General features: G+C 74.7%; 14 protein-coding genes. 4 read left to right on the top strand and 10 right to left on the bottom strand.

The window, feature by feature from the left end:
* Nucleotides 1-92: 92 nt before the first annotated feature.
* From KJP73_RS05685 to KJP73_RS05675, 3 genes are read right to left on the bottom strand one after another with little or no spacing between them, the layout of a single operon-like run.
* Nucleotides 93-512, bottom strand: coding sequence for a HepT-like ribonuclease domain-containing protein (locus KJP73_RS05685; protein ID WP_213281828.1), 420 nt, complete (start codon nucleotides 510-512; stop codon nucleotides 93-95).
* Nucleotides 509-820, bottom strand: a complete 312-nt coding sequence (locus tag KJP73_RS05680; protein WP_249669130.1) for a nucleotidyltransferase family protein — start codon at nucleotides 818-820, stop codon at nucleotides 509-511. The genes KJP73_RS05685 and KJP73_RS05680 overlap by 4 nt, the downstream gene beginning before the upstream one ends.
* A 57-nt stretch (nucleotides 821-877) precedes the next feature.
* On the bottom strand, nucleotides 878-1552 hold the full coding sequence (locus KJP73_RS05675; RefSeq protein WP_213281827.1) for a TetR/AcrR family transcriptional regulator: 675 nt from the start codon (nucleotides 1550-1552) through the stop codon (nucleotides 878-880).
* 135 nt (nucleotides 1553-1687) lie between these two features.
* Between KJP73_RS05675 and KJP73_RS05670 the strand changes: the two genes are divergently transcribed.
* A complete protein-coding gene (locus KJP73_RS05670) occupies nucleotides 1688-3211 on the top strand; it encodes an MFS transporter (RefSeq protein ID WP_213281826.1) in 1524 nt (507 codons plus the stop codon).
* Nucleotides 3212-3269: 58 nt separating this feature from the next.
* Here KJP73_RS05670 and KJP73_RS05665 read toward each other — a convergent pair whose 3' ends face one another.
* Nucleotides 3270-3599 carry an MGMT family protein gene (locus KJP73_RS05665; RefSeq protein ID WP_213281825.1) on the bottom strand — a complete coding sequence of 110 codons (330 nt, stop codon included), beginning with the start codon at nucleotides 3597-3599 and terminating at the stop codon, nucleotides 3270-3272.
* A gap of 6 nt (nucleotides 3600-3605) precedes the next feature.
* On the bottom strand, nucleotides 3606-4718 hold the full coding sequence (locus tag KJP73_RS05660; RefSeq protein ID WP_213281824.1) for a PP2C family protein-serine/threonine phosphatase: 1113 nt from the start codon (nucleotides 4716-4718) through the stop codon (nucleotides 3606-3608).
* A gap of 116 nt (nucleotides 4719-4834) precedes the next feature.
* Between KJP73_RS05660 and KJP73_RS05655 the strand changes: the two genes are divergently transcribed.
* Nucleotides 4835-6103, top strand: a complete 1269-nt coding sequence (locus KJP73_RS05655) for a GNAT family N-acetyltransferase (RefSeq protein ID WP_213281823.1) — start codon at nucleotides 4835-4837, stop codon at nucleotides 6101-6103.
* Between the two features lie 12 nt (nucleotides 6104-6115).
* Here KJP73_RS05655 and KJP73_RS05650 read toward each other — a convergent pair whose 3' ends face one another.
* Nucleotides 6116-6568, bottom strand: a complete 453-nt coding sequence (locus KJP73_RS05650; RefSeq protein WP_213281822.1) for a ribose-5-phosphate isomerase — start codon at nucleotides 6566-6568, stop codon at nucleotides 6116-6118.
* Between the two features lie 141 nt (nucleotides 6569-6709).
* Between KJP73_RS05650 and KJP73_RS05645 the strand changes: the two genes are divergently transcribed.
* Nucleotides 6710-8686 (top strand): M13 family metallopeptidase, encoded by a 1977-nt coding sequence (locus KJP73_RS05645; RefSeq protein ID WP_213281821.1) that lies wholly within the window; start codon nucleotides 6710-6712, stop codon nucleotides 8684-8686.
* A gap of 131 nt (nucleotides 8687-8817) precedes the next feature.
* Here KJP73_RS05645 and KJP73_RS05640 read toward each other — a convergent pair whose 3' ends face one another.
* Entirely contained in the window at nucleotides 8818-9363 is a 546-nt protein-coding gene (locus KJP73_RS05640; protein ID WP_213281820.1) for a hypothetical protein, read from the bottom strand.
* Nucleotides 9364-9440: 77 nt separating this feature from the next.
* Entirely contained in the window at nucleotides 9441-10067 is a 627-nt protein-coding gene (locus KJP73_RS05635) for a mycothiol-dependent nitroreductase Rv2466c family protein (protein WP_283770218.1), read from the bottom strand.
* Between the two features lie 300 nt (nucleotides 10068-10367).
* On the opposite strand from KJP73_RS05635, the gene pepN reads away from it, so the two are divergent.
* Nucleotides 10368-12995, top strand: coding sequence for an aminopeptidase N (gene pepN / locus KJP73_RS05630; RefSeq protein WP_213281819.1), 2628 nt, complete (start codon nucleotides 10368-10370; stop codon nucleotides 12993-12995).
* Nucleotides 12996-13028: 33 nt separating this feature from the next.
* Here pepN and KJP73_RS05625 read toward each other — a convergent pair whose 3' ends face one another.
* Nucleotides 13029-13577, bottom strand: coding sequence for a toxin (locus tag KJP73_RS05625; RefSeq protein WP_213281818.1), 549 nt, complete (start codon nucleotides 13575-13577; stop codon nucleotides 13029-13031).
* 21 nt (nucleotides 13578-13598) lie between these two features.
* Nucleotides 13599-15764: a 4-alpha-glucanotransferase gene (gene malQ, locus KJP73_RS05620; protein ID WP_249669128.1), complete on the bottom strand. Its 2166-nt coding sequence runs from the start codon at nucleotides 15762-15764 to the stop codon at nucleotides 13599-13601.
* Nucleotides 15765-15859: the final 95 nt, after the last annotated feature.

Here is a 15859-nt window from a genome sequence, read left to right as displayed (position 1 = left end):
CTGCGGCCTCCGGCGGTGCGGACGCCGAGATGGCACTTCCGGCCTGTAGCCCGGCACCGCCGGGCAGGCGAGGACTGCCATCTCGGCGGAGGTCAGGCAGGGTCGATCGGGCGCAGGTGCGTCGACCGCCACCGGTCCGGGTCGCCTTCCGACCCCGTCGCGTCGGCGAGCACGGCGCGGGCGACCGCGAGGTCGGGTCCCACGGCGGCGCGTACGGCGGGCACCTGCACGGAGAGCGCGGACCACAGCACCGACTGGTCGACCGCGAGGTAGTTGTGCGCGAGCCGGTTGCGCATCCCCCGCAGCCGGTGCATGCCCTCGCGCCCGAAGTACCGCTCGGCCCGCGGCGCGTCCAGGTCGGTCGCGGCGAGGAAGATCCGTTCGACCACGCGCTCCGCCGCGAGGCGCAGGCGCCAGTCCGCCCGCAGCTCCTGCTCGTCACCGGCGAGCGCGGCCGCGGCGTCGAGCTCCTCGACCAGGGCCACGACCCGCTCCGCCTGCTCCGGGGTCACAGGGGGACGGTCTCCGCGAGGATGCGGCGGCCGACCCCGGTGCGCCGGGCCCGGTCGAGCACGGCCACGTCGTCGACCACGTCGACCGTGATGCCCAGGAGCGACTCGAGCGCTGCGGTGAGCGCGACCACGTCATGCCCGGACCCGTCCGCGAAGTGCACGATCAGGTCGAGGTCGGAGCCCGCACCGTCCTCGCCGCGGGCGACGGAACCGAACACCCCGGCGGCATCGACTCCGTGCTCCGCGAGCAGGCGCAGGACCTCGTCGTGATGACGCGCGAGCACGTCGCGGGGCAGGTCACGCAGCACGGCTCACCTCCGGGTGTGGAGCGCCAGCCTATCGACCGGTCCCGCGCGCCGGAACCGCTACCGGGCGCCCGCGACCAGCGCCGGGTCGGGGGCGGACGTGATGCTGCCGGTCGCCAGCGGCAGGATCACCTTGTCGATCAGCCGCTGCGCGAACTCCGCGTCCATCGGCAGGTGCGCCACGACCTTGCGGTAGTGGACCATCGCGGGAGCCACGGCGGCGAGCATGTCGAGGTCCACGTCCGGGCCGGTCTCGCCGCGCAGGCGGGCCCGCTCCAGCACCGCACGGGTCAGGCGCACCCGGCCGAGCACGAACTGCTCGTGGAACACCGTCCGGACCTCGGGCTCGTCGCGGATCGCCGTGAACACCCCGGACATGAGCTCGTCGTTCTTCATGCGGCTGGCGATCGTGAAGATGGTCAGCAGGTCCTCGCGGAGCGAGCCGGTGTCGGGCACCTCGTCGATGGTGAGCTGCTTGCTGCACAGCAGGCTGTCGACGGTGAGCTGCACCTTCGAGGGCCAGCGCCGGTAGACGGTGGACTTGCCCGCCCCGGCGCGCTCCGCGACGGCGTCCATGGTCATGCCGTCGTAGCCGCGCTCGCTCAGGAGCTCGCGCGCGGCCTGCAGGATCACGTCGTCCTTGGAGTCGTCGCGCCGGCGTCCGGGCCGGCGGACCGGCTCGGTCGCGGCGTCCGGCACGGGCTCGGTCACGGCAGCGTCGTCGCGCGCGGTCATACGAGCTCCTCTCGTCCCCGCCATTGTGCCTGCCACGTCAGCCCGAAACAAATCGAGACTCAGGGGTTTCGAAACTGGCCGGTCTTGGTTTACGGTCGGTGCATCCCACACCGACGTCCTTCCCGGAGCAGCTTCATGTCCTCACCTGCATCGCCCCTCGCTCCCGCAGCGCCGGTGCACTCCGACCGCCGCCGCTGGCTCGTCCTGGCCACCGTCGCCCTCGCGCAGCTGATGGTCGTGCTCGACGCGACCATCGTGAACATCGCCATGCCGTCCGCCCAGGCCGAGCTCGGCTTCAGCGACAACGACCGGCAGTGGATCGTCACCGCCTACGCCCTCGCCTTCGGCAGCCTGCTGCTGCTCGGCGGGCGGCTGTCGGACATGTTCGGCCGCCGCCGCATGTTCCTGATCGGCCTCGTCGGGTTCGCCGTCGCGTCGGCGCTCGGCGGCGCCGCCGGGACGTTCGAGCTGCTGGTCGGGGCCCGCGCCCTGCAGGGCGCGTTCGGCGCCGTTCTCGCCCCCGCGGCGCTCTCCGTGCTGACCACCACGTTCACCCTGCCGAAGGAGCGCGGCCGCGCGTTCGGCATCTTCGGCGCCATCGCCGGCATGGGCGGCGCCATCGGCCTGCTGCTCGGCGGCTACCTGACCGAGAACCTCGACTGGCGCTGGAACCTCTACGTCAACGTCGTGATCGCCGCCGTGGCCCTCGTGGCCGGCGCCGTGCTGCTGCCGCGCACCGGTGGCGCGGCGGGGCACCGGCTCGACCTGCCCGGCGTGCTGCTCGGCTCGCTCGGCCTGTTCTCGCTCGTGCTCGGGTTCTCCCAGGCGGAGCCGCAGGGCTGGGACGCCGCGCTGACCTGGGGTCCGCTGGCGGCGAGCGTCGTGCTGCTCGTCGGGTTCGTCCTGCGGCAGCGCACGGCGGCCAACGCGGTCCTGCCGCTCGACGTCGTGCTGGACCGCGACCGCGGGGCCTCGTTCCTGGCGATTCTCGTCGCGGGCTCGGGGATGTTCGGGGTCTTCCTGTTCCTCACGTACTACCTGCAGTCGACGCTCGGGTTCACGCCGATGCAGACCGGCGTCGCGTTCCTGCCGATGATCGTCTCGATCATCGTCACGGCGCAGATCCAGTCGAACCTGCTGATCCCGCGGTTCGGGCCCAAGGTGCTGGTGCCGATCGGCATGCTGCTCGCGGCCTCCGCCATGCTGACGTTCACCGCCCTGGAGACCGACAGCTCCTACGTGCGCGTGCTGCCCGGGCTCGTCCTCATGGGCGTCGGGATGGCCTCGATCATGCCGGCGTCGTTCCAGCTCGCGACCCTCGGCGTCCCGCCCCGGCTGGCCGGTGCCGCCTCGGCGCTGGTGTCGACCAGCCAGCAGGTCGGCGGCGCGATCGGCACCGCCCTGCTGAACACCCTCGCCACCACGGCGGCGACCGCGTACGTCCTCGACCACGCCCCCGCCACGCCCGAGGTGATGGCCGAGGCCGCGCTGCACAGCTTCGACACCGCGTACGCGTGGTCGGCCGGGATCTTCGCGGGCGGCGCCGTGCTCGCCGCGCTGCTGTTCCGGTCCCGCGCGGACCGGGCCGCCCGCCTCGCGGCCGCCGAGTCGTCGGCCGAGCCGTCGGCCGCACCGCAGGAGGTCCTGGTCGCGCACTGACCCCGACCGCACCACGGCACGACGGCCGCCCGGGCTCCCGCTCGGGCGGCCGTCGTCGTCAGTCGTCCGGGAACCAGATCGCGCGCCGCAGCGCCACCCGTGTCCCGTCGGCGCTCAGCGGGGTCCCCTCGGCCCGCAGGTGCTCCAGCGCGGCCCGGGCGTGGTGGGCGGGCGGCGCACCGGCGGCGTTGACCACCCGCCACCACGGCACCCCGGAGCCGCCGCGCGACATCACCTGCCCCACCTGCCGGGGGCCGCCCCGCGCGGGCAGCCCCTCGGCGACGAACCGGTCGGCCACCACCTCCGCGACGGTGCCGTACGTCATGGCGCGGCCGGCCGGGATCGTCTCGACCAGGTCGAGCACCGCCTCGAGGTACGCCTCGTCCACGACCGCTCAGCCCCGCCGCACGACGAGGAGCGCCCGGTCGTCGCCCTCGCCGGCCCCGATCTTCGCGATGACGTCCTCGGCGTTCCCGCGCCGGGTCGCCAGGACGTCCTCCGCGGCGCCGCGCAGCCGGTCGATGCCCAGGTCGAGGTCGCCGCCCGGGGTCTCGACCAGCCCGTCGGTGTACAGCAGCAGGCAGTCGCCCGGGTCGATCGTGCCGCGCAGCACGGGGAACCGGGCGCCCGGCACGACGCCGAGCACCGGACCACCCGACCCGCTCAGCAGCTCGACCACCCCGGATCCCGCGTGCAGGTGCACGGGCGGCAGGTGGCCGGCGGACGCCACCGTGTACTCCCCCGTCGCCAGCCGGACGGTGAGGTGCACGGCCGTCGCGAACCCCTCGTCCCAGTCCTGCCCCAGCAGGTACGCGTTCGCGGCGGGCAGGAAGTCCGCGCTGGGCAGCTGGCCGATCAGCCCCGCGAGCGCCCCGGACAGCTGGAGCGACCGCACGCCCGCGTCCTGGCCCTTGCCGGACACGTCCACCAGCGCGATCTCCAGCAGCTCGCCGTGCTCCCGGGCGGCGCTGACCACGAAGTCGCCGGAGAACGCCTCTCGGTGCGCGGACCGGATCGCCGTCTCCACGTGCCAGCCGTGCGGGAGCGCCGGGACCTGCCCGTGCGCGGCGAGCCGGTCCCGGAGGTCGACGATCATCAGGTCCCCGGGCGCGCCCTGCAGGCCCAGGCGCTCGCGGTGCGCGGTGAACGCAAGCAGCGCGGCGATGGCGATGCCCTGCAGCAGGTACGTGCCGGGCGTGAACTCGCCGAGCCCCGCGAACGCGATCCCAAGGACCTGCGCGACGATCGCCACGCACAGCACCAGCATCCCGCGCAGCCGCAGCAGGAACGCCCCCAGCAGCTCGATGAGGATGAACGTCGAGGGCGGCACCCACGGCCGGGCGTAGACGATCCCGGCGGACGCCAGCACGGTCAGCCCGACGAGCAGGGTGGTCAGCGCCTGCTGCGAGCCCAGCCCCCACCGGTGCAGCAGGGCCCGGAGCTGCTCGAGGGCGCTGGTCGCACGCCGGCGCCGCGAGGGCGGGGGCGCGGGGACCGGGGGCGTCACGTCGTGAGGGTAACCGGGGGCGCCCGCGCTGGACAGGATGACGCGGCGGCGGCACGACGGCACCCACCTGCGAAAACGGGGTGCCCCCCGCGACCGCTCCCCGACAGGATGGCCCCATGACCACCGCGCCCGACGGCTACCGCCTGACCGAGATCACCGAGGACCGCCTGGAGGAGTACCGCGGCGTCGACGCCCTGGCGTTCGCGGAGGGCGACCGCGACCCCGCCACGGACGCCGCCGCGCCGTTCGCCGTCCCGCTCGACCGCGCCCTGGGGGTCGAGACCGACGCCGGCGAGCTGGTCGCCGTGCACGGGTCGTACGCGTTCTCGCTCCCGGTCCCCGGCGGCGAGGTGCCGTGCGCGGGCCTCACCTGGGTGGGAGTCCGGCCCGACCACCGGCGACGGCGGCTGCTGGCGACGATGATCCGGGCGCACGTCGAGCGGTCGCTCGCGCGCGGCGAGCCGGTCTCCGCGCTGTTCGCCGCCGAGCCCGGGATCTACGGCCGGTTCGGGTACGGGTCGGCGAGCGACCACCTGCGGCTGACGGTGCCGCGCGGCGCCGCGCTGCGGGACGTCCCGGGGTCGCAGGACCTGACCGTGCGGTTCACGACGCTCGACCCCGCCGCGCACGAGGGTCTGGTCGACGCCGTGCACGTCGCGGCGGGCGCGGGCCGCCCGGGGTGGCTGCCCCGCGGCTCGGACCTGCTGCGCCGGCTCGCCGTGGCCGACCCGCCCGCGTGGCGCCGCGGCGGCGAGCCCGCCCGCCTGGTCACCGTGCACGACGCCGCGGGCGAGCCCCGGGCCTACGCCCTGGTGCGCCGCACGCAGACCTGGGGCGACGGCGGCCCGGAGTACCCCGTGCAGATCCGGTCGTCGGCAGCGGTCGACGCCCCCGCGGCGCACCGGCTGTGGTCGTTCCTGCTCGACCTCGACCTCACCGCGACCGTCACGACCGGCATCCTCGCCGTGGACGACCCGCTGCTCGCCCTGCTCGTCGACACCCGCAAGCCGGTCCCGAAGGTGAGCGACAACCTGTGGGTGCGGCTGCTCGACGTCCCCGCGGCGCTCGCCGCCCGCCGCTACGCCGCCCCGGTCGACGTCGTCCTGGGCGTGCGGGACCCGCTGCTGCCGGGGAACACGGGCGCCTGGCGGCTGACCACCGGGGACGCCGGCGCGGAGGGGACGTACGCCGCCCGGGCCGAGCCGGCGACGGGCGCGACCGACCTGGAGCTCGACGTGCGCGAGCTCGGTGCGGCCTACCTCGGCGGGCGGTCGCTGGCCGCGCTCGCCGGCGCCGGGCTGGTCACGGGCGGCGCCGAGTCGCTGCACCGCGCGTCGACGGCGTTCGGCTGGCCGGTCGCGCCGGTCTGCCCCTGGGTGTTCTGAGGGGCGGTCGCGTCAGGCGCGCGCGGCCTCGTACGCCGCCAGCTGGTCGATGCGGCGCTGGTGGCGCGGGTCCTGGCTGAAGGGCTCGGCGACGAACGCGTCGACCAGCTCCAGGGCCTCGTCCACCGAGTGCTGCCGCGCGCCGATCGCGACCACGTTCGCGTCGTTGTGCTGGCGGCCCAGCCGCGCGGTGTCGAGGTTCCACGCCAGCGCGGCGCGCACGCCCGTCACCTTGTTGGCGGCGATCTGCTCGCCGTTGCCCGAGCCCCCGATGACCACGCCCAGGCTGCCCGGGTCGGCCACGACCGCCTCGCCCGCCGCGAAGCACACGGCCGGGTAGTCGTCCTGCGGGTCGTACTCGGGGGCGCCGTGGTCGACGACGTCGTGCCCGGCGGCGCGCAGGTGCTCGACCAGGGCGACCTTCAGCTCGAACCCGGCGTGGTCAGCGGCGACATGGATACGCATGGGGCCATCCTGCCGCACACCGCGCGGGGGGCGCGCGGACGTCCCGCCGGCGGACCGGCGACCGCGCGTCGGCGGCGGGTCCTAGGCTGGCTCGTGGCGCGCGCTCGCGCACCGCCTCGGCAGAAGGGACCTCCCCCGACCATGACCCGCAGCGGCATCGACACCTCGGCCCTCGACCCCGCCGTCCGGCCCCAGGACGACCTCTACGCCCACGTCAACGGGCGCTGGGTCGCCGAGCACGTCATCCCGGCGGACCGCGCCATGGACGGCTCGTTCCGGGCCCTGCACGACCAGGCGGAGGAGCAGGTCCGCGACATCATCACCGAGGCCGCGGAGCAGGCCGGCGCGGGCGGGGTGCAGGCGCAGATCGGCGCGCTCTACGCGAGCTTCATGGACACCGACGCCGTCGAGGCCGCCGGCACGGAGCCGCTGCGCCCCGACCTGGCGCTCATCGAGGGCGCCACCACGCGCGAGGCCCTGACCGAGGCCCTCGGCACGCTGCAGCGCACCGGCGCCGCCGCCGGGACGGGCTTCTGGGTCGACAACGACGCGAAGGACCCCGAGCGGTACGTGGTCTACCTGTACCAGTCGGGCCTGGGCCTGCCCGACGAGTCGTACTACCGCGACGAGCAGTACGCGTCCGTGCTGGCGGCCTACCAGCCGCACGTCGCACGGATGCTGCGCCTGGGCGGGTGGGCGCCGGACGAGGCCGCGGCCGACGACGCGGCGAGCCGGGTGGTCGCGCTGGAGACGAAGATCGCCGCCGGGCACTGGGACGTCGTCAAGGACCGCGACGCCGACCTCACCTACAACCCCACGACGCTCGCCGAGCTCGCCACCACCGCGCCCGGCCTGGACTGGACCGCGTGGGCGCGCGCGCTCGGCGCCCCGGCGGGCGCGCTGGACGACCTGGTGGTCCGGGAGCCGTCCTTCGCCACGACGTTCGCCGGGCTGTGGGCCTCCGAGCCCGTCGAGGACTGGCAGGCGTGGCTGGCGTACCACGCCATCAGCTCCCGTGCGCCGTACCTGTCGTCCGAGCTCGTCGAGGCGAACTTCGACTTCCACGGCCGGACGCTGACGGGGGCGCAGGAGCTCCGCGACCGCTGGAAGCGCGGCGTCTCCCTGGTGCAGGGCGTGCTCGGCGAGGCCGTCGGCGAGGTCTACGTCGCCCGGCACTTCCCGCCGGCGCACAAGGAGCGGATGGAGCAGCTGGTCGCGCACCTCGTCGAGGCGTACCGCGAGTCCATCACCGCGCTGGACTGGATGGGCGAGGAGACCAGGACCAAGGCCCTCGCGAAGCTCGACGCCTTCACCCCGAAGATCGGCTACCCGGTCAAGTGGCGCGACTACTCCGGCCTGGAGCTGCGCGCCGACGACCTCGTCGGGAACGTGCGCCGGGCGTCGGCGTTCGAGCAGGACCACGAGCTCGGCAAGATCGGGAAGCCGATCGACCGCGACGAGTGGTTCATGACGCCGCAGACGGTGAACGCGTACTACAACCCCGGCATGAACGAGATCGTGTTCCCCGCCGCGATCCTGCAGCCGCCGTTCTTCGACGCCGACGCGGACGACGCCGTGAACTACGGCGGCATCGGCGCGGTCATCGGCCACGAGATCGGGCACGGCTTCGACGACCAGGGCTCGAAGTACGACGGCCAGGGCCGCCTCGAGGACTGGTGGACGGAGAGTGACCGCGCCGAGTTCGAGAAGCGCACGTCCGCGCTCGTCGAGCAGTACAACGGCTTCTCCCCCGCCCAGCTCGACGGCTCGCACCACGTCAACGGCGCGCTGACCATCGGCGAGAACATCGGCGACCTCGGCGGCCTGTCGATCGCGCTGAAGGCCTACCGGATCGCCCTGGGCACGTCGCTGGACGAGGCCCCCGAGGTCGACGGCCTCACGGGCGTCCAGCGCGTGCTGCTCGGCTGGGCGCAGGTGTGGCGCGCGAAGGGCCGTGACGAGGAGATCATCCGCCGCCTCGCGGTCGACCCGCACTCGCCCGACGAGGTGCGCTGCAACGCGGTGGTCCGCAACGTCGACGAGTTCTACGCGGCGTTCGACGTGCAGCCCGGCGACGGCCTGTACCTCGCCCCGGAGGAGCGCGTCCGGATCTGGTGACGCGCGGGTCCTGAGCCGGACGGCCGCGCCACGGGGAGGTCCCCGGGGCGCGGCCGTCGGCGTAAGGGCGGCGGGGTCGGCGCGGCGTCAGGGCCGCGTGGTCACTGGCAGCGTGGTCACGGGCAGCGTGGTCACGGCAGCGTGGTCAGCGCCGCCGTCGCGACGCGGAAGCCCTCGCCGGTCTCGCCGACCACGCAGGACATGCCGTTCGACGCGCTCGTGCACGTGTACGGGCCGACCGTCTGCGAGCTGCCGTACTCCAGCACCGGGACGTCGGCGGACGCCACGGCGGGGGCGGGACCCTCGACGCACGGCGTGGTCAGCCCGTCCGAGGTGTTGAGCACGATGACGTGCCCGGTGGTGCCGGTGCAGCCCTCGGCGGCCGGCACGTCGAACTGCTTGTTCGCGATCGAGCACGTGACGCCGTCGGGCGACATGGTGCACGAGATGTTGCCCGTCGGGGACGCGAAGGACTGCGCGCCCGCCTCGGTCGCCCCGTCGGTCGCGCCCGACCCGGCGCTCTGGGACGGGCTCGACCCGCCGCCAGGCTCGTCGCCGGCCTGGTCGGGCCCGCCGCCGAGCACCGAGATCGCGACGAGGACGAGCGCGATCAGGAGCAGCGCGTCGACGGTCAGGAAGATCTTCATGCCGCGGCTCATGCTCGCCAGGGCTGCCATGTCCTACCTCCCGGTGGGGAGCGGTCCGCGGGCGTCGTCGCCCGGGTCCCGCCCGATCGTTCTGGGACCGGTGCCGCTCAGTCGAAGACGGGGCCCTTGGTGCGGGTGCGCTTGAGCTCGTAGAACCCGGGCACGCCCGTGACGAGGACGAACCCGTCCCACAGCCGCCCGGCGTCCTCGCCCTTCGGCGCCGGGGTCATGACGGGGCCGAAGAACGCGGTGCCGTTCACGGCCACCACGGGGGTGCCGACCTCGTCGCCGACCAGGGCGATGGCCTCGGCGTGCGAGCCGCGCAGCTGCTCGTCGAACTCGTCGGTGTCGGCGTACGCGGCGAGCGACGCGGGCAGGCCGGCCTCGTCGAGGGACTCCCGGATGATCGCGGAGGTGTCCTTGCGGCCGCCCGGGTGCCGCCGGGTGCCCATCGCGTCGTACAGCGGCTTGAGGTGCTCGGCCCCGTAGAGCTCCTTCGCGGCGGTGAGCACCCGCACCGGACCCCAGGAGTCGTCCATCAGCGCGCGGTACTCCTCGGGCAGGTCCCGGCCCTCGTTGAGCACCGACAGGCTCATCACGTGCCAGCGCACGTCGACGTCCCGGACCCGCTGCACCTCGTCCATCCACCGCGACGTCATCCACGCCCACGGGCAGGCGGGGTCGAACCAGAAGTCGGCGGTGTCGCGTGCGACGGGCGCGTGCGTGTCGGTCACGGAGGGGCTCCTCACGGGGCGGCTGCTGCGGTCGGGCGGTGCGGGTGGTGCTCGGGTCGTGCTCGGGGTCGTGCCGGGTCGTGCTCGGGTCCTGCGGGCGGCGGCCGTCCCGACGGAACGGCCGCGCCCGCCATCATGCCCCGGAACGGGGGGTCGCTGTCACCCGGGCGGCGGTGTGCGGCGCGGGACGACCCGCTCGCGGGGCCGCCCCCGGACGACCCCCGGCCCGGCGCACGCACCCGCCGGTTGGTGGAATGATGCGGCGACGGCCGCCTGACCCGAACCCGAGGAGACATCCGCGTGCCCGCTGAGAACCTGACCCGCGACGAGGCCCGTACCCGGGCCGCGCTGGTCGACGTGCAGTCGTACGACGTCGCCCTGGACCTGACGACGGGCCCGGCGACGTTCGCGTCCACCACGACCGTCCGGTTCACGAGCCGCGAGGTGGGGGCGAGCACGTTCCTCGACCTCATCGCGCCGGCCGTGCACCGCGTGGTGCTCAACGGCACGGAGCTCGACCCGGCGGACGTCGTGGCGGAGTCCCGGATCCGGCTGGACGGCCTCGCCGAGCAGAACGAGGTGCTCGTCGTCGCCGACGCCGCCTACATGAACACGGGCGAGGGCCTGCACCGGTTCGTCGACCCGGTCGACGACGAGGTCTACCTGTACTCGCAGTTCGAGGTCGCGGACTCCCGGCGCGTGTTCGCGGTGTTCGAGCAGCCCGACCTCAAGGCGACGTTCCGGTTCACCGTCACCGCCCCGGCGCACTGGGTCGTGGTGTCGAACTCCCCCGCCGTGGGCGACCCCGTGCCCGTCGAGGGCGGCAGCAACCGCAACGGCGGTGCCGACAAGGGCGTCGCGACCTGGACGTTCGAGCCGACGCCGCGCATCGCGTCGTACATCACCGCGGTGGTCGCGGGCCCGTACCACCACGAGCACGGCGAGCTGACCAGCAGCGACGGCCGCACGATCCCCCTGGGCGTGTACTGCCGCGGCTCGCTCGCGCAGCACCTCGACACCGACAACATCCTCGACATCACGCGCGCCGGGTTCGCGTTCTACGAGGAGCAGTTCGACTTCCCGTACCCGTTCGCCAAGTACGACCAGCTCTTCGTGCCCGAGTTCAACGCGGGCGCGATGGAGAACGCCGGCGCGGTGACGTTCCTGGAGTCCTACGTCTTCCGGTCCAAGGTGCCGGAGGCGACGGTCGAGCGCCGCGCGGTGACGATCCTGCACGAGCTCGCGCACATGTGGTTCGGCGACCTCGTGACGATGCGCTGGTGGGACGACCTGTGGCTGAACGAGTCGTTCGCCGAGTACGCCTCCACGCTCGCGACCGCCGAGGCGACGCGCTGGACGACGGCGTGGACGACGTTCTCCTCGCTGGAGAAGGGCTGGGCGTACCGCCAGGACCAGCTGCCGAGCACGCACCCCATCGCGGCGGACATCCGGGACCTCGAGGACGTCGAGGTGAACTTCGACGGCATCACCTACGCCAAGGGCGCCAGCGTCCTCAAGCAGCTCGTCGCGTGGGTCGGCCAGGAGCAGTTCTTCGCCGGGGTGCGCTCCTACTTCGCGAAGCACGCGTGGGGCAACACCGAGCTCCGGGACCTGCTCACCGAGCTCGAGGCGACCAGCGGCCGCGACCTGTCGGCGTGGTCCTCGCTCTGGCTGGAGCAGTCCGGCGTCACCCTGCTGCGCCCGGAGATCGCCTCGGAGGTCGGTGCGGACGGCGTCGAGCGGATCACCGCGCTCGCCGTCCGGCAGGAGGTGCCGCCGACGCACCCCGTCCAGCGCCCGCACCGCCTGGTGGTCGGCGGCTACGACGTCGTGACCGGCGAGGACGGCCCGCACCTGGAGCGGACGGTCCGCGTGGAGCTCGACGTCGACGGCGAGCGCACCGAGGTGCCCGAGCTGGTGGGGGCCCGCCGCCCGGACCTGCTCCTGCTCAACGACGAGGACCTGGCCTACGCGAAGGTCCGCCTGGACGAGCGGTCGCTCTCCACCGCCGTCGCTCACCTCGGCGGCTTCGCGGACTCCCTGCCGCGGACGCTGGTGTGGACGGCCGTCTGGGACGCGACCCGCGACGGCGAGACGCCGGCCCGCGACTACGTGGACCTGCTGCTGAACAACATCGCGCACGAGACCGACTCCTCGGTCGTGCTCGTGCTGCTGCGGCAGCTGCACACCGCGCTGGACCTGTACGTCGCGGCCGAGCACCGCCGGGCCACCGAGGTCGCCGCGGCGGACACGCTGTGGACCCTCGCGACCGACGCGGCCGGCGGCTCCGACACGCAGCTGCAGCTCGTCAAGGCGTTCGCCGCCCGCGCGAGCACCCCCGAGCAGCTCGACGCGGTCGCGGCGCTGCTGGACGGCGGCACCCGGCTGGACGGCCTGTCGATCGACACCGACCTGCGCTGGGAGCTGCTCACCTCGCTGGTCACCGGCGGCCGCGCGGGCGCCGACCAGATCGACGCGCAGCTCGAGGCGGACCCGACCGCGACCGGTCAGCGCGCCGCCGCGGCCGCCCGCGCCGCGATCCCCACCGCGGAGGCCAAGGCCGCCGCGTGGGCCGCTGTCGTGGAGTCCGACTCCCTGCCGAACGCCTTGCAGGCCGCGACGATCAACGGCTTCGGCCGGGTGCACGACCGCGCGCTGCTCCGCCCGTTCGTCGCGCCGTACTTCGAGGCGCTCGAGCGGGTCTGGGCCGACAAGACCAGCGAGATGGCGCAGAACATCATCACCGGCCTGTACCCGACGGAGCTCGCGGACGACGCCGAGGCCGACGTGCCCGGCACGACCGACGCGTGGCTGGCCGCGCACCCGGACGCCGCGCCCGCGCTGCGCCGCCTGGTGGTCGAGGCCCGCGACGGGGTGCGGCGCACGCTCGCCGCGCAGGCCGCCGACCGCCACTACCACGAGGCCTGACGGGACGTCCCGGCGCGCTCCCGGCGGCGGTGCTCAGGCCGCCGGGAGCGCCGCCAGCCAGCGGCGGGCGGCGCGGGGGCTGGTCAGCCGCACGACGGGCACCCGGCCCGCGGCGACCACGCGGACGTACTGCTCGCGGTAGGCGGCGTGCTGCGTCCACGACCACAGCACGATGTTCTGGTCCGGCTCGCGGCGCACGAGCGACCGCAGGTCCTCGCGGTTCCCGTGCCACAGCTCGCGGCGCAGCGCACCCCGCACGAGCGTGCGACGGACCACCCGCCCCATGACGAGCCACCGCGGGTAGTCGAGCCACACCAGCACGTCGACGTCGTCGGCGAGCCCGGCGCGCGCGGTGTTCCAGTTGCCGTCGACCACCCAGCCGCCGGGTGACGCCGCGAGGAACTCCCGCAGGATCTCCCGGCCGGCCTCCGGGTCCTTGTGCACCCACCCCGGGCCCCAGAACACCTCGTCCAGCTCCCGGTGCGGGACGCCGAGCCGGTCCGCGAGCGCCCGCGCGAAGGTCGTCTTCCCCGCGCCGCTGTTGCCCACGACGCGGACCCGTCGGGGCGGCCACGGCGTCATGCGGGCGAGCGTAGCGGCCGCTCAGCCCTCCGCGAGGACCGCGGCGAGCGACCGGAACCGCGCGTTCGTGAACAGGTCGTCGATCGGCACCAGGCGCCCGGCGCCGTCCGCCAGGGGGACCCGCCAGTTCGGGTACTCGTTGTCCGTCCCGGGCTGGTTCTGCGCGCGCCGCTCCCCCACCGCGTCGGCGAGGGAGACGCCGACCAGCACGCTCGGGGTGCGCAGGACGTACCGGTGCAGCGCCTCGACGACCTCGCGCTCGGAGGGGTCGTCGCCGAGCAACCCGTTCTCGCGCAGCACGGCGAGCATCGTCTCGCGCTCCTCGCGGGCGGCCCGGCGCACCTGCTCGACGGGCTCCGTGAGCAGGCCGAGCCGCTCCCGCAGCGCGACGTGCTCCTCGGCGAGGTACCCGGCGGTCGGCGGCAGGTCGTGCGTGGTGACGGAGGCCAGCGCCAGGCGGCGGTACGCGTCGGGCGGCAGCGGCCGGCCCTCGCCGTCCTTCTCGAACCAGAGGATCGACGTCCCGAGCACGCCGCGCTCGGACAGGTAGTCCCGCACCCACGGCTCGACGTTGCCGAGGTCCTCCCCGATCACGACCGCCCCGGCGCGGTGCGCCTCGAGCGCGAGGATGCCGATCATCGCGTCGTGGTCGTACCGGACGTACGTGCCGTCGGCGGGCTTGTTGCCCTGCGGGATCCACCACAGCCGGAACAGGCCGATGATGTGGTCGATCCGCACGGCGCCCGCGTGCCGCAGGACCGTCCGCAGCATGTCCCGGTACGGCCGGTACGCGACGCGCTCGAGCTCCGCGGGGTGCCACGGCGGCTGCGACCAGTCCTGGCCCTGCTGGTTGTACATGTCCGGCGGCGCGCCGACCGACGCCCCGCGCGCCAGGACGGTGCCGAGCGCCCAGGCGTCGGCGCCCGCGGGGTGCACGCCGACCGCGAGGTCGTGCATGACGCCCAGGGACATCCCGGCCTCGTGCGCGGTGCGCTGGGCCGTCGCGAGCTGCTCGTCGGCCAGCCACTGCAGCCAGCAGTAGAACTGCACCCGGTCGGCCAGCTCGGTGCGGGCCCGCAGGGCACCCGGCGCCGCGGGGTCGCGCAGGTCCGCGCTCCACGGCGGCGGCCCGTGCCGCTCGACCAGGGCGCACCACAGCGCGAAGTCCTCGAGCCCGCGGCCCTCGCGGCGGCGGAAGTCGTCGAACGCGGACTGCCGCGCCGGCGTGCGCGGGACGGCGAACACGACCTCGAGCGCCGCCTTCTTCGCCGCCCACACGACGTCGCGGTCGATGGGGCCGTCGTCGGTGTCGAGCGCCAGGGCCTGCTCGGCGGACCACTCGACCAGCGCGCGGTCGGCCGACGACAGGTACGCGGTCTCGTGCACGTCCTCGACGCGCAGGTACAGCGGGTTCACGAACCGCCGGGTGGTCGGCAGGTACGGCGACGGTGTCAGCGGCGGGACCGGCTCGGCGGCGTGCAGCGGGTTGATCAGCAGGAACTGCGCGCCGGCCTCGTGCCCGGACAGCCACGCGAGGTCCGCGAGGTCGCGCAGGTCGCCGGCGCCCCAGGACTGCCGGGAGCGCACCGAGTACAGCTGCACCATCAGGCCCCAGGCGCGCCGCGCGTCGGGGTCCGTGAGCCCCGCGGGCAGCTCGAGGCGGTCGGGGGTGACGGCGAGCGGGCTGGCGGCCTCGCCCGACGGCCCGCTGGTGCGCAGCAGGTGCCAGCCGAGCGGCAGGCCCGCCGGCACGACGAAGGTCGCGCGGCCGACCTGACGGCCGTCGACGGTCCGCGGGTCCAGGTAGACGTCGGCCTGCTCCAGCTCGACGCGCTCGGTGACCGCTCCGGCGGCGCGGCGGCCGCGGCCCTCGGCGGCGTCGATCTCGACCCAGGCCCGGACGGGGTCGCCGTGGGTGACGTGCACCGGCACGTGCGTCTGCTCGGACTGCCGCGTCACGAGCACCGGCGGCAGGACGCGGCGCCACGGGGTGTCCTCGGCGTGCTGGAGGGCCACCTCGACGCGCTCCGGCGACGTGGCGTCCACGCCGAGCGCACCGAGCACGTCCACCAGCGTGGGGGCGTCGACCTGCTGCATCTCGCCGGCGAAGGACTCGAACTGAGGGGTGATGCCGTGCGCCTCCGCGAGACGGACGAGGGACTCGGACGGCGGTGTCGGTTCGGCCACGTGCCGATCCTGCCAGAGGGGACGCGCCGGCGCCCGGGGCCCGGCGACCAGCCTGGGGACGACGGCGGGGGCCGGCGCGCCGCGCCGTAGGGTGG

Origin of the sequence: Cellulomonas hominis (genome assembly GCF_901521055.1) — a bacterium.
GTDB lineage: Bacteria > Actinomycetota > Actinomycetes > Actinomycetales > Cellulomonadaceae > Cellulomonas > Cellulomonas endometrii.
This window is presented reverse-complemented; position numbering and strand designations above follow the sequence as displayed.

Bases quoted from the DNA above. Each gene is read 5' to 3' on its own strand.
- KJP73_RS05675 (WP_213281827.1), bottom strand. From the start codon at position 1,552: ATGACCGCGCGCGACGACGCTGCCGTGACCGAGCCCGTGCCGGACGCC.
- KJP73_RS05670 (WP_213281826.1), top strand. From the start codon at position 1,688: ATGTCCTCACCTGCATCGCCCCTCGCTCCCGCAGCGCCGGTGCACTCC.
- KJP73_RS05655 (WP_213281823.1), top strand. From the start codon at position 4,835: ATGACCACCGCGCCCGACGGCTACCGCCTGACCGAGATCACCGAGGAC.
- KJP73_RS05650 (WP_213281822.1), bottom strand. From the start codon at position 6,568: ATGCGTATCCATGTCGCCGCTGACCACGCCGGGTTCGAGCTGAAGGTC.
- KJP73_RS05645 (WP_213281821.1), top strand. From the start codon at position 6,710: ATGACCCGCAGCGGCATCGACACCTCGGCCCTCGACCCCGCCGTCCGG.
- KJP73_RS05640 (WP_213281820.1), bottom strand. From the start codon at position 9,363: ATGGCAGCCCTGGCGAGCATGAGCCGCGGCATGAAGATCTTCCTGACC.
- KJP73_RS05625 (WP_213281818.1), bottom strand. From the start codon at position 13,577: ATGACGCCGTGGCCGCCCCGACGGGTCCGCGTCGTGGGCAACAGCGGC.